The sequence below is a fragment of the Streptomyces sp. NBC_01013 genome, assembly GCF_045162765.1.
Lineage (GTDB): Bacteria > Actinomycetota > Actinomycetes > Streptomycetales > Streptomycetaceae > Streptomyces.
The window spans coordinates 7,563,840-7,582,317 of the sequence record NZ_CP108687.1 but is presented as its reverse complement, the minus strand read 5'-3'; the positions used below and the strand labels follow the sequence as shown (position 1 = coordinate 7,582,317).

General features: G+C 71.2%; 14 protein-coding genes. 4 read left to right on the top strand and 10 right to left on the bottom strand.

Annotated features, from left to right (window positions below; all coding sequences use genetic code 11):
• Window positions 1-29 precede the first annotated feature (29 nt).
• The 7 genes from OG538_RS32910 to OG538_RS32880 all read right to left on the bottom strand — a co-directional run bounded on the left by OG538_RS32910 (window position 30) and on the right by OG538_RS32880 (window position 9,750).
• A complete protein-coding gene (locus OG538_RS32910) occupies window positions 30-1,562 on the bottom strand; it encodes a sodium:solute symporter family protein (protein ID WP_406099167.1) in 1,533 nt (510 codons plus the stop codon).
• A 64-nt stretch (window positions 1,563-1,626) separates the two neighbouring features.
• A complete protein-coding gene (locus OG538_RS32905; protein ID WP_406099165.1) occupies window positions 1,627-2,895 on the bottom strand; it encodes a glucarate dehydratase family protein in 1,269 nt (422 codons plus the stop codon).
• A gap of 35 nt (window positions 2,896-2,930) precedes the next feature.
• Window positions 2,931-4,031 (bottom strand): endo-1,4-beta-xylanase, encoded by a 1,101-nt coding sequence (locus tag OG538_RS32900; protein ID WP_406099163.1) that lies wholly within the window; start codon window positions 4,029-4,031, stop codon window positions 2,931-2,933.
• Window positions 4,032-4,203: 172 nt separating this feature from the next.
• Complete coding sequence (locus tag OG538_RS32895) at window positions 4,204-6,618, bottom strand: glycoside hydrolase family 3 N-terminal domain-containing protein (RefSeq protein ID WP_406099162.1); 2,415 nt, start codon at window positions 6,616-6,618, stop codon at window positions 4,204-4,206.
• Window positions 6,619-6,669: 51 nt separating this feature from the next.
• The gene (locus tag OG538_RS32890) at window positions 6,670-7,563 is read right to left on the bottom strand and encodes a carbohydrate ABC transporter permease (RefSeq protein ID WP_406099161.1); all 894 of its coding nucleotides are present in this window, start codon (window positions 7,561-7,563) and stop codon (window positions 6,670-6,672) included.
• A gap of 4 nt (window positions 7,564-7,567) precedes the next feature.
• Window positions 7,568-8,497 (bottom strand): carbohydrate ABC transporter permease, encoded by a 930-nt coding sequence (locus tag OG538_RS32885; protein ID WP_406099160.1) that lies wholly within the window; start codon window positions 8,495-8,497, stop codon window positions 7,568-7,570.
• Between the two features lie 2 nt (window positions 8,498-8,499).
• Window positions 8,500-9,750, bottom strand: a complete 1,251-nt coding sequence (locus OG538_RS32880; protein ID WP_406100401.1) for an extracellular solute-binding protein — start codon at window positions 9,748-9,750, stop codon at window positions 8,500-8,502.
• Between the two features lie 214 nt (window positions 9,751-9,964).
• Here OG538_RS32880 and OG538_RS32875 point away from each other — a divergent pair, with 214 nt between their 5' ends.
• Window positions 9,965-11,023: a LacI family DNA-binding transcriptional regulator gene (locus OG538_RS32875; RefSeq protein WP_406099159.1), complete on the top strand. Its 1,059-nt coding sequence runs from the start codon at window positions 9,965-9,967 to the stop codon at window positions 11,021-11,023.
• 150 nt (window positions 11,024-11,173) lie between these two features.
• Window positions 11,174-12,262, top strand: a complete 1,089-nt coding sequence (locus OG538_RS32870) for a WD40/YVTN/BNR-like repeat-containing protein (protein WP_406099157.1) — start codon at window positions 11,174-11,176, stop codon at window positions 12,260-12,262.
• 67 nt (window positions 12,263-12,329) lie between these two features.
• Here OG538_RS32870 and OG538_RS32865 read toward each other — a convergent pair whose 3' ends face one another.
• Window positions 12,330-13,007: a uracil-DNA glycosylase gene (locus OG538_RS32865; RefSeq protein WP_406099156.1), complete on the bottom strand. Its 678-nt coding sequence runs from the start codon at window positions 13,005-13,007 to the stop codon at window positions 12,330-12,332.
• 154 nt (window positions 13,008-13,161) lie between these two features.
• On the opposite strand from OG538_RS32865, the gene OG538_RS32860 reads away from it, so the two are divergent.
• Together OG538_RS32860 and OG538_RS32855 are read left to right on the top strand one after the other, a co-directional pair.
• The gene (locus OG538_RS32860; protein ID WP_406099155.1) at window positions 13,162-14,223 is read left to right on the top strand and encodes an N-acetylglucosamine kinase; all 1,062 of its coding nucleotides are present in this window, start codon (window positions 13,162-13,164) and stop codon (window positions 14,221-14,223) included.
• Window positions 14,224-14,303: 80 nt separating this feature from the next.
• Window positions 14,304-15,227, top strand: coding sequence for a sirohydrochlorin chelatase (locus OG538_RS32855; protein WP_406099154.1), 924 nt, complete (start codon window positions 14,304-14,306; stop codon window positions 15,225-15,227).
• 123 nt (window positions 15,228-15,350) lie between these two features.
• Here the strand turns inward: OG538_RS32855 and OG538_RS32850 are convergent, their stop codons facing one another.
• On the bottom strand, window positions 15,351-16,421 hold the full coding sequence (locus tag OG538_RS32850) for a lactonase family protein (RefSeq protein ID WP_406099153.1): 1,071 nt from the start codon (window positions 16,419-16,421) through the stop codon (window positions 15,351-15,353).
• A 397-nt stretch (window positions 16,422-16,818) separates the two neighbouring features.
• Entirely contained in the window at window positions 16,819-18,291 is a 1,473-nt protein-coding gene (locus tag OG538_RS32845; protein WP_406100400.1) for an FUSC family protein, read from the bottom strand.
• Window positions 18,292-18,478: the final 187 nt, after the last annotated feature.

Here is an 18,478-nt window from a genome sequence, read left to right as displayed (position 1 = left end):
GCCGTTCTCCGGGCGTGGGCCGTGCCGGGTCAGCCGGCGGAGCCGGGCACCACGGGCTGCGGCTGCACTGCCGCGGCGGGTTCGTCGTCGCCGTCCGGGCCAGAGACCGCCGCGACGATCGCGTCGGCCGTCGCGTCGGGTTCGGGGGCGAGGAGACCGACGACGACGTACACCACCAGCGAGGTCACCAGCGGGGTGACGATGATCAGGGTCTGGTCGGTGCTGTCGAGCACGAACTTCACCAGGACGTAGCCGATCAGCCCGAGCCCCCAGGAGGACAGCGCCGCCCTCGGACCGCACCGGCGGAAGAGGGGAAGCAGCCCGAGAAGCATCGGGATGGAGATCGGGCCCATCACCGCGGCGACCAGGCCGACGATGATGCCCAGCACTCCCCCGAAGTGATCGGCCTCGATGGCGACGACCATGCTGGTGCCGATGAACACGACCGTGCAGACCCGGGCGATGAGCAGTCCGGTCGCCGGGGGCAGGTTCCTGGCGCCGCGGACGAGGGCCGGAATGATGTCGCGGGTCACGACGGCGGAGACCGCGTTGGCGTCGGAGGATGCCATGGCCATCGTGTGCGAGAACATCCCCGCGAGGGTCAGCCCCACCAGACCCGCCGGCAGATAGGACTCCGCCATCAGCGCGTAGACCTTCTGCGGTTCGGTGATGTCCGGCAGCAGCACGGCCGCGGCAAGCGGCGGGAACAGCAGGACCGCGGGCCACACCACGTACAGCACGGCGGACAGTCCGGCCGACCGGCGGGCGGCCTTCGGGGTGTCGGTGGCCATGTAGCGCTGGGCCAGGTTCCACATGCCGCCGTTGTACTCGAAGAGCTTCACGACGACGTACGCGCCGAGGAAGGTGGCGGTGTACGGCCCGACCAGCGGATGGCCGTGCCCCTCCGGAAGCCGGTGCCAGATCGTGCCGAGGCCGGACACCCCGTCGCCGAGCCTGTCGAGGACGACCCAGACCATGGCCAGGGCTGCGAAGCCCTGGATGATGAACTGGCCGAAGTCGGTGAGCGCGTCGGCCCACAGCCCTCCGACGGTGCAGTACAGCAGGGTGACCACGCCGGTGATCAGGATGCCGGCCGTCATGGACATACCGGTGAACACGTTGAGCAGAATCGCCACGGACGCCCACTTCGCGGCGACGTCGAAGACCTTGAGCAGGGCGCCGCTCCACGCGAGCGCCTGCTGGGTGGGGACGTTGTACCGCTTGGCGAGGTACTCCAGCGGCGAGGCGACGGCGTACCGCTGCCGCAGCCTGTTCCAGCGCGGGGCGAACAGCCAGGCACCGACGCCGGTACCGAGGGCGAGCGGCAGGAACGCCCAGACGTAGACGGTGATTCCGTAGCTGTAGGCGATGGCGGCGTACGCGACGAACACGGCGGCGCTGTACCCGGACATGTGGTGGGAGATGCCGGACAGCCACCAGGGCATCCGGCCGCCACCGGTGAAGTAGTCGCTGACGTCACCGACGCGCTTGTGCGACCAGAGACCGATGAGCAGCATCACCAGGAAGTAGCCGCCCAGGGCGGCCCAGTCGAGAGGGGCCATGAGAGATCCTCGATGTCCTGTGAAGGGGTGGGGCCGCGGAGCCGGTGGCGGGCTCCGCGGCGGGTCACCAGCGCGGTGACTTCTTCTCGTAGCCCGGGTCGATCCGCTGCATGTAGCCGGTGTCGTCCCGGTTGCGCAGACCGCAGCCGAGGTACTGCTCGTGCAGCCGGGCCAACGCGTCCCGGTCGAGCTCCACACCCAGCCCGGGCCCCTTGGGGACCCGGACCGCTCCGTCGGCGAACTCGAGCACCCCGGGCTCGACGACCTCCTCCGTCTTCCACGGCCAGTGGGTGTCACAGGCGTAGGTGAGGTGGGGTGTGGCGGCTGCCAGGTGGGTCATCGCGGCGAGACTGATGCCGAGATGGGAGTTGGAGTGCATGGACAGCCCCATGCCGAAGGTGTCGCAGATCCCGGAGAGCAGCCTGGAGCGGTGCAGACCGCCCCAGTAGTGGTGGTCGGAGAGCACCACCTGTACGGCACGCTGCTCGACGGCGGGCGCCAGGTGCTCGAAGGCGACGACGCACATGTTCGTGGCGAGCGGGATCGGGGTCTGCCGCGCCACCTCCGCCATCCCCGTGAGTCCGGGCGTGGGGTCCTCGAGATATTCGAGGACCCCCTCCAGCCGGCGTGCCACCGCCACCGAGGTGGGCACGCTCCAGGCCGCGTTCGGGTCCAGCCTGAGCGGCACTCCGGGGAAGGCGTCGCGCAGGGCGAGGACTGCCTCGATCTCCTCCTCCGGCGGCCGGACGCCGCCCTTGAGCTTGACCGCGGTGAACCCGTACTCGGTGATCATGCGCCGGGCCTGGGCGACGACGGCGTCCGGATCCAGCGCCGCGCCCCAGTCGTCGGGGTCTGCGCCCGGGTGACCGGCCCACTTGTAGAAGAGGTAGGCGCTGAACGGGACGGAGTCCCGCACGGCCCCGCCCAGCAGATCACTGACCGGGCGGCCGGCGGCCTTCCCCTGGAGGTCCAGGCAGGCGACCTCGAACGGGGAGAACACCCGGTCGACGGCGCTGCTGGTCGTGATCATCCCGGTCAGTCCCGAACCGCCCGTGCCGTCGTCCCCGGTGAGGACCTCGGCCACCTTTCGGTGCATGGCGCCGAGTGCGTACACGTCCATCCCGGTGAGGGCGTCCGCGACCGCCCTCAGACGGCGCAGATGACCCTCGTCGGCGTAGGTCTCGCCGAGCCCGACAAGCCCTTCACCGGTGTCGACCTCGACGATCGCCCGCAGTGCGTACGGTTCGTGCACGCCCACGGCGTTCAGCAACGCCGGGTCACGGAAGGCCACCGGGGTGATTCTCACCCCGGTGATCCGGAGGCTGTCACTCATCGCGGCGCCCCTGTGTGGCCGTGGTCATCGCATCCTCATCGGTCCCGGCCGGCGGCGAGCTTCAGGTCCTGGCTCATGGCGTTGTACGCGGCCTTGGCCTCGAAGTTCTCGTCGAGGACGTTCGCCGCACCCTCGCCCGTGAAGACCCCCGGAACCCAGGAGTACTTGTCGGTGAAGCCCCACACCGTGAAATCGGTGCAGTGCTCGGTCAGCAGGCAGCCCCGCAGCAGTACGTCGTAGGCCTCCGCCTGCGCCTCCAGCTCGGTGTTGTCGGCGGGCATCGGGATGCGGACGTCGGCCTCGGTGATCGCGGTCTCCAGACCGAGGTCGTCGAAGCGCTTCATGTTGGCGGCAATGTCGTGCGGAGCGTTGTACTGGACGTCCAGGTGCCCCTGGATGCCGACGCCGTGAACCGGCACGTGCTCGCGGCGGAGCTGTGCGACGAGGTTGTAGAGGGCAGTGCTCTTGGCGTTGACACCCTCGACGTTGTAGTCGTTGATGAAGAGCGTGGCCTTGGGGTCGGCCTGGTGCGCCCAGCGGAAGGCGTCCGCGATGTAGCCGGGGCCGAGCTTCCGCAGCCAGATGCTGTCGCGCATGGTGCCGTCGTCGTTGAATGCCTCGTTGACGACGTCCCACTGCCAGATCTTGCCCTTGAAGTGGGTCACCTCGTCGGTGACGTGCTTGTGCAGGATCTCCCGCAGCTCGTCGGCCGTGAAGTCGCCGTTGTTCAGCCAGGCCGGCAGCTGGCTGTGCCAGACCAGAGTGTGGCCCCGGACGAGCTGGCCGTTCTTCTTGGCGAAGTCCACCAGCTCATCCGCGCCGGACCAGTCGTACGTGCCGCGCTGCGGCTCGACGACCTCCCACTTCATGTTGTTCTCGGGCGTGACGGAGGTGAACTCGCTCGCCGCCTTGGCCCGGTAGGGCGCGTCCGCGGCCAGTGCCGCCATGTCGACCGCCGTGCCGATGCGCAGGTTGGCCCGCTTGCCGAGGCTGCCCAGGGTGTCGGCGACGGGGGGCTTGGGCTTCCCGTGGGAGCCGGCCTCCTGCGGGGCCGCAGCGGCGCTGAGGGTGAAGGAGGAGACGAGCATGGCCGCGGCGGCGGTGCCGATCATGGCCGCCTTGGTTGTCTTGCGCATGACATATCCCTTTCGGTGGGCGCGTCCGGACCGGAACCTGAATGCCGGAATCGACGCGCGTTCGATGAAGATGCTTCGAAAGTTTCGTGAACCTCCCCGCAGCCGGCGGGCAGGCCGTTCGGGGGCGGGGAGGTTCACGGGAGGGATGGTGCGGCTTTATGGACGGTGCCGGTCAGTGAGCGGCCGGCTCCGGTACGGGGGCGGGCTCGACCGAGGTGCCGCAGACGAGCCGACGCGTGTGGTCGACGATGCGCTCGGGGCCGGTGAGCCGGAGCCGCAAGGTCCGGCGCACGTCGGCCTCGTCGCTGGAGGCGGCGAGCCGCAGTTCGAGCTCGCCGGGCTCGACGACGCGACGGCCGCCGATGCCGGTGAAGGACGCCAGATCCGCGTGGAAGCGGAACCGGACCCTGGCCGCCTCGCCGGCGGCGAGCGGGACCCTGGCATAGCCGATCAGCCGCGCCTGCGGCCGGGTCGTCTGGGCCACCGGGTCGTGGAGGTAGAGCTGCACCACTTCGGCGCCGTCGTGCGCCCCGGTGTTGCGGACCGTGACCTCGATGTCGGCCGAGCCGTCCGTCGGGATCTCGGCCGGGTCCGGATCACCCTGCTCCCAGTCGAAGGTCGTGTACGACAGGCCGTGCCCGAAGGCGTACAGCGGTGTCGGGTCCAGGTTGCTGACCCCGCTCACCAGGCCCAGCGGCGGCTGCAGATACGTCCACGGCTGACCGCCCGGACCCTGCGGGACGCTCACCGGCAGCCTGCCGGAGGGATTGACCCGGCCGGAGAGCACCCCGGCCAGCGCCGGTCCGCCCTCCTCGCCCGGGAAGAACGCCTGCACAACGGCTGCCGTCCGGTCCGCCCAGCGGCCCAGCGCGTACGGGCGCCCCGTCAGCAGCACCAGGACCACGGGGGTACCGGTGGCCAGCAGGGCTTCGAGGAGCTCGCCCTGCACACCGGGCAGCGCGAGATCGGTGGCGTCGCAGCCCTCGCCGGACGTGCCGCGGCCGAAGAGACCGGCCCGGTCACCGAGCACGGCGACACAGACGTCGGCGTCCCCTGCCAGCCGGACCGCCTCCGCGATCCGGGAGATGTCCGCGCCGTCCACGTCGCAGCCGGCGGCGAAGTCGACACCGGCGCCGGGGAACTCCCCGCGCAGCGACTCCAGCACCGTCGGCACGTCGATCCCCATCGCGAACTCGGGGTGCGAGACGCCGACGTGGCTGGGGAATGAGTAGCAGCCGAGCATGGCCAGCGCGTCGTCGGCACGGGGGCCGACCACGGCAATCCGCCCGGCGTCGCGCAGGGGGAGGGTGCCGCCGGGGTTGGCGAGCAGCACACAGGCCTGTTCGGCCAGCTCCCGGGCCAGGGCCCGGTTCTCCGGCGGGTCGAGGTCGACGGTGTCGCGCGCCTGCTCGGGGTCCGCGCCCTTCAGCGCGGCCGGCAGCGGCGACCAGTCCGGGTCGAGCAGCCCGAGTTCGCACTTCTGCAGCAGGACGCGGCTGAGGGCCCGGTCGACGAGCGCCTCGTCCACCGCCCCGTCCCGCACGGCTGCGACGAGGACGTCACCGTAACTGCGGACGGTGGGCAGTTCGACGTCGACGCCTGCGCCCAGGGCGAGCCGGGCGGCGTCCGCGCGGTCGGCGGCCACCTTGTGCAGGGTCTCCAGGAAGCCGATGCCGAAGTAGTCGGCGACGACCGTCCCGGTGAATCCCCAGGTGTCCCGGAGGAGCTCGGTGAGCAGGGCCGGGTCGGCGGCCGCGGGCACGCCGTCGATCTCGGCGTACGAGTGCATCACCGAACGCGCCCCGCCCTCCAGGAGCGCCATCTCGAAGGGCGGCAGGATGACGTCCGCCATCTCACGGACCCCGGCCCGCACCGGCGCGAGGTTGCGGGCCCCGGCGGAGGCCGCGTATCCGGCGAAGTGCTTGAGCGTCGAGATGATCCCGGCGGACTCCAGTCCGCGGACGTAGGCGGTGCCGATGGTGGCCACCAGATAGGGGTCCTCGCCGATGGTCTCCTCGACCCGGCCCCAGCGCAGGTCCCGCACCACGTCCAGAACGGGCGCCAGACCCTGATGGACACCGACGGCGCGCATGTCCGCGCCGATCCGGTGCGCCATCTCGGCGACCAGCTCCGGGTTCCAGGCCGCGCCCCACGACAGGGGGACGGGGTAGGCGGTGGCGCCCCAGGCGGTGAAGCCGGCCAGGCACTCCTCGTGGGCCAGAGCCGGGATGCCGAAGCGGCCGGCCTCGGCGATGCGGCCCTGTGCGCGGGCCAGGGCAAGGGCCCCGACGCCGGCGTCGACCGGAGCGGTGCCGAACGGCCGGGTGAGCTGGCCGAGACCGCGGGTGGTCAGGTCGTCCCAGTCCACCGGGTCGACCATGTCGTTCTGGTGCGGGGCGACCCCGTCACCTTCGGCGTCGGCGCCCACCCAGATTCCGTACAGCTGGGCGGCCTTCTCCTCCAGGGTCATCCTGGGAATCAGGTCGGCCACCCGCTCCTCGGGGGTGAGGGAGGGGTCGCGCCAGGGGCCGTCGACGGTCGGGGACTCTCCGGTGCTGCGGGCATGCGGGACAGCGGGGATTGCCATGGGGGCAGGAGTTCCTCTCATGAGTGCGGTGATGCGGGGCGGCGTGGGGAGCTACTTGCCGCCCACCCCCATCAGTCCGTTGACCAGTGCCTTCCGTGCCACGAGGTACACGGCGAAGATCGGCACGACGGAGAGCACGATCGCGGCCAGCACGGCAGGGATGTTCATCCCGAACTGGGACATGAAGTTGAAGAGACCGAGGGTCAGCACACGGTTCTCCTCCGACTGGGTCAGGATCAGCGGGAACAGGAAGCCGTTCCACGCCTGGAGGGCCGTGTAGATCGCCACCGTGCTGATCCCGCCCTTGGACATCGGGATCGCCAGCTGCCAGAGCATCCGCAGGGGTGTCGCTCCGTCGAGCGCCATCGCCTCGTACATCTCCTCGGAGACGTCTCGCATGGTGCCGCTGAGGATCAGCACCGCCACCGGCATCGCGAACGCGGCGGTCGGCAGGATGATCGCCGGCAGGCTGTCGTACAGACCCATCTTGCTGATCAGCAGGTACAGCGGCACGATCACCGCCTGCGCGGGGATCGCGACGCCGAGCAGGAAGGTCCGGAAGGCGAGCGAGGAGAGCCGGCTGCGGGTACGTACCGCGACGTAGGCGACGGGCACCGAGAGCAGCAGGACGATGGCCACGGTGGCCACGGCGACGATCGCCGTGTTGGTGAGCATGGTGGAGAAGCCGCTGTCGAGCACGGTGCGGTAGTTCTCGAGCGTGGGGTTGGTCGGGACTGCCAGCGGGTCGCCGTTGAGCGCCTCGTCCTGACGCATGAGCGACGAGGAGATCAGCGTGTAGAGCGGGACGACCACGAGCAGCAGCCAGACCAGCGAACCCAGGCCGGCCAGTGGGTTGCCCCACTTCCTGCGGCGCCGGGCTGCGGCGAGCCGGCTCCGGGTCACGGGCGACGTGGGGCGTGCCACGGGGCGGGTGTCGATTGACATCTCGTCACATACCTTCCCGGGTGGACCGCATGTTCCCGAAGCCGCTGAAGCGGACCAGGATCAGCGACAGGGCGGTGGCCACCACGACCAGGGCCGTTGCGATCGCCGCGGCGTAGCCGAGGTCGTAGGTCTGGAAACCGGTCCGGTACATGAGGTACGGCAGCACGGTGGTGTCCGTGCCGGGGCCGCCCCTGGTCATGATCAGTACGGTGTCGAAGTAGGTCAGCGAGCCGACGATCATCAGGACCGAGGAGGTCGTGATGGTGTGGCGCAGCTGCGGCAGGGTGATGTGGAAGAACTGGCGGAGCATGCCGGCTCCGTCGATCTCCGCCGCCTGGTAAAGGACCTGGGGGATCTGCCGGGTGCCGCCCTGGTAGATCAGGGTGTGGAAGGGCATGAACTGCCAGCCGCCGACGAAGGCCACGGTGAGCAGGGCCCCGGTGGACGAGCCCATGACGTTGGGGTCGATGCCGAACCACGGCCCGATCGTCCTGATCACGCCGAAGTTGGGGTCGAGCAGCGCGTGGAACAGCATCGCGATGGCCGTGGTGGAGAGCAGCAGCGGGATGAAGAAGACGGCCGAGAGCACGGCACGGCTGCGCTGCTTGCCCGCCGCCCAGACGCCGAGCAGCAGGGCCACGGGAGTCTGGAACGCCCAGCTGATCGAGGTGAGCAGCAGGCTCAGCCAGGCGGCCTGGCGGAACTCCGGATCCTTGAACAGCCGGGTCCAGTTGTCCACGCCGACGGGTGTCGGGGAGTCCAGCCCGTTCCACTTGCAGAACGAGAGATAGACGGCGATCGCCAGCGGGACGATCGCGAAGAGCGCGAAGAAGACGATGCCGGGCACGGCCCAGGCGACCGAGGGGCGGCCGACGTTGCCGGCGGCCACCTTCCTTCCTCCGCGCACCTTTTTGTACGTAGAGACGTGGGACATTGTTACTTGACGGCCTTCATCGCGGCGACGAACTGTTCGGGCGTGGACTTGCCGGCGAACAGCTTGCTGATCTCGGTGAGCAGCGGGGTGGCGTATCGCGACTCCAGCGCCTGGTCCCACGAGAGCGTGAAGCTCGGGGCCTTCTGGACCATGTTGTACTGGTCGGTCGCGTACTTCGGGTTGGGCGATCCGCTCAGCATGGTGGCGGCGTTGGACGTGGTCGGAACGTCACCGTTGTCGACCAGGGCCTGGGCGTAGGACTTGGACGCCATGGTCTTGAGGAAGGCTATCGCCGCATCCTTGTGCTTGGTGCGGGAGTTGATCGACCAGTAGTTGGTGGGGTTGCCCACCACGTCGGCCGGGTCTCCGACACCGCCGGCCACGGTCGGGAAGTTGGCCCAGCCGAGGTCGTTCTTGGCGAACTCCGGTGCCTTGCCGAGCTGGGTCGAGTACTCCCACGAGCCCATCAGGTGCATGGCCGCCTTGCCCTTGCTGAGCAGGGTGGGGGCGGCGCCGCTGCCGTAGTCGACGGAGTTGAAGTTCTTGCCGAAGGCTCCGCCGTCGACCAGTTCCTTGACGGTCTGGGCGGACTTGAGGACCGCGGGGTCGCCCCATGCGGAGGAGTCCCCGTTCTGGATCTTCTTGAAGACCTCGGGGCCGCCGATCCGGTCGAGCAGGTACTCCATCCACATCAGCTCGGGCCACTTCTCCTGGCCGCCGAGTGCGAAGGGGGTGATGCCCTTGTCCTTGAACGTGGTGATGACGTGCTGGAGCTCCTCCCAGGTCTTGGGGGCCTCCAGCTTGTTCTCGGCGAAGAGCTTCTTGTTGTAGAAGAGCATCACGGGCTGCATGCCGCGCATCGGCACCCCGTAGATCTTTCCGTCGAGACTGCCCGCCTCGACGATGGACGGGAGGAAGCCGTCCTTGAGGGTGGCGTCGTTCTTGACGGTCGAGGTCAGGTCGACCAGCTGGCCCGCGTCGAGGTACGGCTTGATGGAGCCGCCGCCCCAGTTGTAGAAGATGTCCGGGGCGCTGGGCGATCCCATGGCGCTGCGCAGCTTGTTGACGTACTCGGTGCCCGGTACCGGAATCAGCTTGACCTTGACCTTCGAGGTCTTGTTGAACTCCTTGACCGCGGCCTCCTGGACCTTGACCGCGTCGTCGCCGTAGACGTACGCGGTGAGGGTGCCGCCGCCGTCACCGCCGCTGTCGCCACCTGAGCCGCAGCCCGCCAGCACGCCCGCCATGACCATGGCCGCACCCGCAGCGGTCCATCTCGCCGCACGCGTACTCTGAGTGAAGAATCCCGACCCCATGACCGCACCTCTGTCGAATGTTTCGGCCCTGCTTACGAATGTTGCCGGAACCGTACGGTCGCGTTTCGGGCCCGTCAAGAGGTCCGGGCGAGGGAATTTTCCTCGGGGGCCCGCCCCTCCCTCCTTGCGGGCGGCAGTTACGATTCCCTGCATGAGCCCCGCAAACGTCCAGTCACATCAGGAGAATGCGCCTGCCGGCGAGCCGTCGGACGGCACCGCCACCCTGGCGGAAATCGCCCGAGCGGCCGGAGTCTCGGCTCCGACAGTTTCGAAAGTGCTGAACGGGCGGGCCGACGTCGCCCCCGGCACGCGAACCAAGGTCGAGGAGCTGTTGCTGCTCCACGGCTACCGCCGCAGGCGCGGTTCCACGACCCAGTCGCAACTGATCGACCTGGTCTTCCACGAGCTGGACAGCGCCTGGGCCATGGAGGTCGTGCGCGGCGTGGAGAACGTCGCGCGCGAGGAGGGCCTGAGCCTGGTCCTCTCGGAGAGCGCCGGCCGCCTCACCCCGGGGCAGACCTGGGTGGACGGCGTTCTGGCCCGCAGGCCGGTCGGAGTGATCCTGGTCCTGTCCGACCTCACCGCCGCCCAGCGGGCCCAGCTGACCAGCCGCAACATCCCGTACGCGGTGGTCGACCCGGCCGGCGACCCCGGCGACGACGTCCCGTCGGTCGGAACGACGAACTGGCAGGGCGGCCTCGCCGCCACCCGCCACCTCACCGCGCTCGGGCACCGCAGGATCGGAGTCATCAGCGGTCCGTCCCGCATGATGTGCAGCCGCGCCCGGGTGGACGGCTACCGCGCCGCGCTGGAGACGGCGGGCCTGCCGATCGACCCCGCTCTGCTCCGCGAAGGCGAGTTCCAGCACGAGGCGGGCTACGCCACCGGCATGGAACTGCTGCGCATGGCGGACCGGCCGACCGCCATCTTCGCCGGGAACGACCTGCAGGCCCTCGGGGTGTACGAGGCCGCGCGCGAGCTGGGACTGCGCATCCCCGAGGACCTCAGCGTGATCGGGTTCGACGACCTCCCGCTGACCCGGTGGATAGGACCGCCGCTGACCACGGTGCGCCAGCCGCTCATAGAGATGGCCGAGACCGCCGCCCGGCTGGTCCTCGACCTCGGCCGGGGCCGGCAGCCCGCGACCACGAGGGTCGACCTGGCCACCAACCTGGTGGTGCGCAGCAGCACAGCCGCTCCGGGCCGCTGACCGGGACCGCCGCGACAAGGATCTCCGGGCACCCGAATCCGCCGCCCGCCGCGGAAGCGGCAGTGTCCGGAGCCGTCCTGCGCGCCGCTGTCAGTGGTCGGGTGCAGACTGGCGCCTGTCCGGTACAACGGCGTTTCGGGAGGTTCGGTCATGACCGATGTTCTGCTCACCGTCGGCACCCGCAAGGGGCTCTTCATCGGCCGCAGGAGCGGCGGGGCATGGGAGTTCGACGGCCCGCACTTCAATGCGCAGGCGATCTACTCGATCGGCATCGACAAGCGGGGGGACTCACCCCGGCTGCTGGTGGGCGGCGACAGCGCGCACTGGGGTCCCTCCGTCTTCCACTCCGACGACCTGGGCAGGACCTGGGTCGAGCCGAGACAACCGGCCGTGAAGTTCCCCGAGTTCACCGGGACATCACTGGAGCGGGTCTGGCAGCTGCACCCGGCGGGCCCCGAGGCGCCCGATGTCGTGTACGCGGGCACGGAGCCGGCCGCCCTGTTCCGTTCGCGGGACCGGGGCGAGTCGTTCGAGCTGGTGCGCCCGCTCTGGGAGCATCCGACACGCTCGAAGTGGGTGCCGGGCGGGGGTGGCGAGGGACTGCACACGGTCCTGACGGACGAGCGGGACCCGCAGTCGGTCACGGTCGCCGTCTCCACCGCCGGGGTGTTCAGGACGGCTGACGGCGGCGAGAGCTGGGCCCCGGCCAACAGGGGCGTGTCAGCGGTGTTCCTCCCCGATCCGGACCCGGAGTTCGGTCAGTGCGTCCACAAGGTCAGCCGGGACGCCGTCGACCCCGACCGGCTCTACCTCCAGAACCACTGGGGGGTGTTCCGCAGCGACGACGCCGGGGACCACTGGACGGACATCGGCGCGGGCCTGCCCTCCGACTTCGGCTTCGCCGTGGCGGCGCACCCGCACCGGGCGGACACCGCCTACCTCTTCCCGATCAACGCCGACGCAGACCGGGTACCGGCCGAACACCGCTGCCGCGTCTTTCGCACCACCGATGCGGGCGCCGGCTGGGAACCCCTGACTGCGGGGCTGCCCGACGGTGCGCACTACGGCACGGTGCTGCGCGACGCCCTCTGTACGGACGACGCGGACCCGGCGGGCGTGTACTTCGGCAACCGCAACGGGGAGGTGTACGCGAGCGCGGACGACGGGGACAGCTGGCAGCAGCTCGCGTCTCACCTGCCGGACATCCTGTGCGTCCGGGCGGCCACGATCGGCGGGTGACGGGGGTCTCGCACCTCCGGCGGGGGCCGGGCCTCGCGCCCGCTGCGGGGTGGCGCCCGGCCCTCGGCTACGGGAGGCGCCAGTCCACCGGCTGCGCCCCCTGACGCACCAGGAGATCGTTGGCCTTGCTGAAGGGGCGCGATCCGAAGAAGCCGCGGTCCGCCGACATCGGGGACGGGTGGGCGGACTCGATCGCAGGGAAGTCACCCAGCGACGGCCGGAGGTTGCGTGCGTCGCGGCCCCACAGGATGGAGACGAGCGGGGTGCCCCGCGCGACCAGCGCGCGAATGGCCTGCTCGGTGACCTCCTCCCAGCCCTTGCCGCGGTGGGCGGCGGGCTTGCGGGGCGCGGTCGTCAGCGCCCTGTTCAGCAGCAGCACACCCTGCCGCGTCCACGGGGTCAGGTCGCCGTTCGACGGCCGGGGCAGCCCCAGGTCCGTGTGCAGCTCGCGGTAGATGTTCTCCAGGCTGCCCGGCAGCGGGCGCACCTCGGGTGCGACCGCGAAGCTCAGCCCGATGGCCATCCCCGGTGTGGGGTAGGGGTCCTGACCGACGATCAGCACACGCACCTCGTCGAAGGGCTGCTGGAAGGCGCGCAGCACGTTCGCCCCCGCCGGCAGGTACGTGCGGCCGGCCGTGACCTCCGCACGCAGGAAGTCCCCCATCTCGGCGATACGGCCCGCCACGGGGGCCAACGCCTGAGCCCATCCGGGCTCCACCACTTCGTTCAACGGTCGCGCTGTCACGGGGCTCACCCTACCGGCGCAACGACAGGCACTCTCCGGCCCCCTTCCCCTCCGAACGCGCAGGCCGGCAGGCCCCGTCACCACGCGTCCGAACCGTCTCGGAGCACCTGGGATAGGCTGCCGCCGCCATTCCTCTGCTTATGGGAGCCGCTCCATGGAGTCACACGGGTATGCGCCCGGGGAGTACGTCCTCGGGGTCGACTCGGGCGGTTCCGGGCTGAGGGTGGCGCTGGGAACCGTGGGCGGGGACGTGCCCCTGGGAACGGCGGTGTGCGCCGAACCGGTACGGACCGGGCCCGGCGGTATCGACGCCGCCCACCTACTCGATCAGCTGCTGCCCACCGTCCGGCACCTGCTCGCCCGGCACGGGGGTGGCGACCTGATCGCCAGCGCTGCGATCGGAGCGGCGGGCATGGCCACGCTCGGCGAACAGCTGCGCGCCGAACTGCCCGCGGCTCTGGCGGACGCCTTCGGGCTGCGGCAGCTGGCACTCGCCGCCGACGCGGTGACCGCGTACGCGGGGGCGGTCGGCCAGCGGCCCGGCGCGGTCGTGGCGGCCGGCACCGGTCTGATCGCGCTGGGTACGGATCTCACCCAGTGGCGCAGGGCCGACGGCTGGGGTCACCTCCTGGGCGACAGCGGAGGCGGCGCCTGGATCGGGCGGGCCGGACTCGACGCGGCGATGCGTGCCCATGACGGACGGCGCGGCGGCTCCCCGGCTCTGCTGGCCAGACTGGAGACGGTGTTCGGCCCCGCTCCTGACCTCCCCGGCCTGCTCTATCCGCGTACCGACCGGCCCGCGGTCCTGGCCTCGTTCGCCCCCGAGGTGGCGGCGTGCGCGAGCGATGATCCCGTCGCCGAAGGCATCCTCCACGACGCCGCCGTACACATCGCCGAGGCGGCCGCCGCGGTGTGCCCGGCGGCGGGGGTGGGTGACGCGGGTTGCGAAGTGGCGTTGACCGGCGGCTTGTTCGGGATGGGCGACCCTCTGCTCGTGCCGCTGCGCGAGGAGCTGGCGCGGCAACTGCCGCACGCCCGGGCAGTCCCCGGTTCGGGTGATCCGCTGACGGGTTCGCTGCGCATCGCGCGGGCGCTGGCCACGGGAGGTCTGCGACTGCCCCCGCATCCCACACTGCTCCGGGTCACCGTGTCGGCACAGGAACCAGGTACCTCCCAGGGGGCTACAGAGCAGGGCAGTCGACCGGTAAGCCACTGATCGGGTAAATGCGGACAGACGACGCACGACCGGCCCCTCCCCGAGCAGCGGGGTACCCAAAACCAGTAGCATGCGGCGCCATGAGCACCCCCACTGGGCCCGCTTCCGGCCTGCCTGTACGAATGCCGCGACCTCGCCAGTCCGGACGGCACCGCCGCCCGGAGCCCGTGGTCGCACCCGAGGGCGCTGCCGCGCTCGTTCTTGCCGTTCCCGGTACCCCCTCTTCGGCCAGCCGTAGCCTGGCCGAAGAGGTGATCAGCATTGCCCGCTCCGAGCTGCCCGGCCTGAACGCCCTGATCGGCTACCTCGACGGCGACGACGCCGAGTACCCCACCGTCGCCTCCGTCCTCGCGCACGCCGCCGCCGAGCGCGTCGCGCGCTTCGAGCAGGCCACGGCCGCCGGCCGTGAGGTCGCCGAGCCCGAGGGCCCGGCCGCCGTCGTGGTGCCGCTGCTCGCGGGGCCGGACAGCACGCTGGTGCAGCGGATACGCCGCGCGATCGAGGACAGCCAGGCTCCGGCCGAGCTGACCGATGTACTCGGCCCTCACCCGCTGCTCGCCGAGGCGCTGCACGTGCGCCTTTCCGAGGCCGGTCTCGCCCGCGCGGACCGCGCGAGGCTGTTCACCGTGGCCACGGCCGCCGACGGCATCGTGCTGGCCACCGTGGGCGGCGAGGAGGCGGTGCAGGCCGCGGGGATCACCGGCATGCTGCTGGCCGCGCGGCTCGCGGTGCCCGTGATGGCCGCCGCGCTCGACGTCGAGGGCTCGGTCGCCGCCATCGCCGAACAGCTGAAGGGCTCCGGCTCACTGCAGCTGGCTGTGGCGCCCTACCTGGTGGGTCCGGAGGTGGCCGACGGCCTGCTGGACGCGGCGGTGAAGGAGGCCGGCTGCGCGAGCGCCGAGCCGCTCGGCGCGTACCCGGCGATCGGCAAGCTGGTGCTTTCGATGTACATGACCACGCTGGGGATCGCTCCGGTGCTGACCCAGGGGGCTCCGGTCCACTGATCCGCGCTGGGTGCCGGGTGCGCCGTCCGCCGCGGGAGCGGGGCGGACGGCGCACACCGCCCCGCCCGTGACGCACGTACGCCCCGGAGCCCGTTCACGGGCTCCGGGGCGTCTGCTGTTTGCTCAGGCGAAGATCACGCAGGAGGCCGCCGGGGCCTCCAGGGAGCCTTCCGGAGCCGGGACACCGGTCTCCGGGTCCACGGCGAACCAGCTGACGTTCCCCGACCGCTCGTTGGCGGCGTACAGCCGCCGGCCGGCGGGGTCGAGGGCGAGGTCACGCGGCCAGTGGCCGCCGCAGCTCACGGTCGTGACGAGGGACACCTGCTCCCCCGTGCCGTCGAGGGCGAGCACGGAGATGCTGTCGTCCCCTCGGTTGGCCACCCAGAGGAACCGTCCGTCGTGAGCGACGACGACCTCGGACGGATAGCCGGCCGGGCCGGTACCACCGGTCACCCCGGTGGGCAGCACAGGCGTCTCGCCGACCGCTTCCAGGATCCCGGCGACGGCATCCCACCGGCACACCGTGACCGTGGGCTCCAGCTCGTTCAGCACATAGGCGTGGCCGCCCGCGGGGTGGAACGCGAGATGGCGCGGCCCGGTGCCGGGCCGCAGCGCCGTCCCGCCGTGAGGACGCAGCTCCCCGGTGTCCGGGTCGAGCGCGTAGATCCGCACCGAATCGGTACCGAGGTCGACGCCGAGCACCCAGTTCCCCGACGGGTCGGGGAGGACCTGGTGGGCGTGCGGCCCCTCCTGGCGTCCGGCGACCGGGCCGCTGCCCTCGTGCGCGAGTACGCAGCCGGCTGCGCCGAGCGAGCCGTCCGCGAGCACGGGCAGGACGGTGACGCTGCCGGAGCCGTAGTTGGCGGTGACCACATGGCCTCGCGCGAGTGCGAGGTGGGTGGGGCCATCGCCCTCGACCGGCCGGGTCTCCCCCAAGGGCTCGGGCACGTCGTGGCTGACGTCGAAGGCCGCGACCGCGCCCTTCTCGGTCTCGCTCACCGCGTACAGGACCGCGCCGCCGGGGCCTGCGCCCCGGGCGAGCGCGAGGTAGGAGGGGTCGGGCACGATGTCCGTCGCGCCGAGGACGGTGAGTGCCCCGGTCTCCTCGTCCACGGCGGCGACGGTGATACCGCGTCCGCCCGCCGAGGTGAACGATCCGATGAATGCCCGCCCGGCACCGTTGCTGCTGCCCACCGCACTGCCTCTCTCCGCCGACTGATCGCGACGGCGGCAGCCGCCGTGATCTTCCGCGGCGACCGTAGCAGTGCTTGTCTGTGGTCTGGACCAGGGGTGCCGGGCAGGGGGGAGCGGGGCGCCCGGGGTGCGGTCAGGGCGGCGACGCCCGCTCCAGGCCGCGCAGGGCGGCGAGAGCGGGTTCCGTCGTCGGCGGGTGCGCCGGTAGGCCCGTCGGCCTCCTCGGTGCGAGCAGCGCGCTCAGGCACGGTGAGCGTGTCCACGGCTCTTGCGACGCGTCGGCAGGCCGCTGCGAACGGGGGGTCGTGAGGGCTATCGGGCGCCGCGCGACGGACGCGATGTGCATGCTTCCCGCATGCCGGTCAGCGAGCCACCGGCCTCGCCGGGGTGCCGCCGGTCAGGCACCGGCCGGAATCTGCCGGGACCTCCGCAGGGGCACGGCGAGTTCGAGCAGGGCCCGCTCCAGCGCATGGAGGTGGGCGAGCCCCGGCTCGGCGCCCGTCAGCTCCGGGGCGGTCGCGCTGTCGAGTCGGAGGAGCCGCCCGTCGGCGGGCGCATCAGTGAGCGCCTCGACGGCGGTCTCCACCCGCCAGCAGGCGGCGGCGAGCCGGATGTCGTGCGACGCCTCGGGGTCGGAAGCGACGGAGGCCAGGCCGCGCACCTCGCGTGCGCAGTCATCGAGCAGCGCGAGCACCCGCCGCGCCCGTCGCTTGCGCGCCGCCACCGGGTAGAGCGGATGCACCAGCGGCGCGAGCGACAAGCGCACCCGTCCGAGGATCGCCTCCAGTTCGGCAACGCGCCGCGGTGGGTCGGCGTCCTCGCTCCCGGCGAGCCGGGCGGCGGCCTCGGCCGTGCACGTGTGCACGCACCGCAGGGCCCGCTCCACCCATGCCTCGGTCACCGAGTGCGTGGTCACCGGCAGCACGAACAGCACCGCCAGGACGGCACCGAGCGCGCCGGCCGCCGTCTCAGTCACCCGTAGCACCAGCAGACCCGCGTCGAGTACGCCGAGCAGTCCGTACAGCATGCTCGCCATCACGGTCACCGCCAGCATCATCCAGGTGTAGGAGACAGCGGCGGTGTAGAAGATCCCGAACACGCTCATCGCCACGACCACGGCGGCCACGGCCGGCTCGTGGTGCAGTGGCACAGCCACGGCGAAGCCCAGCCCGATCCCGAGCACCGTCCCCAGGAATCGTCTGAACCCGCGCACCACGGTCTCGCCTCGCGAGGTCGTGGCCACGAACACCCACCACGTGGCGCCGACCGCCCAGTACCAACGCTGGTCGGAGAGCACCTGCCCCACCGCGAGCGCGAAACCCGCCCCCAGGGTGGCCTGCACGGCCTGCCGTGTCGTGATCCGCCCCAGCCCCGTCCCGCCGGTAGTGAGGGCGACTGCCACGGGCGCCGCGAGACGCCGCTCGTAGCACCACACCCCGAACCTCACGACCGACGACGCGGTGAGCGACAGCAGCACGGCCGCGTACAGCTCGGGCAGCCGGCCGGGCACGGTGTGCAGAAACTGGGCGGAGAAGTAGGCCATGAAACCGAACACGCCCAGTGAGTGCCCGCGAGGTCCCCAGCGCCGCGCATAGACCCCCGCCCCCACGACGGCGAGGAACGCCAGGTCACGCGCGAAGGGCGCATCGTGCAGCACGGCGGCGAGCGTGAGCACCGGGAGACCGACGACGGGCAGGAGCGCAGTCGTGATCGCCTGCCCACGCACCGTCGGGTCGGTCACCGTGAACAGCGCGAGCAGCGCGGCCAGACCGCCGGTGATGGCCGCCACGAGCGAGTGCCCAAAAGCCCCGCACAGTGCGACGGCGACTCCGATGCCGAGCACGGCCCGGGACGCGAACCGCAGCCGCATACGCCCCGGATCGTGCGCGACGAACGCCCTCTTGAGCACGTTGCCCCCGCTTCATTTCGCACGTAGAACAGCCCGGACATGAGAAGGGCGCCGCAGAGATCCCCGGGGGACCCGCAGCGCCATTGAAAGACTTATCTGAGCACCTTGGGGGCTGATGGTTCAACCGAGGTGCAATCTCCTGTGCCAA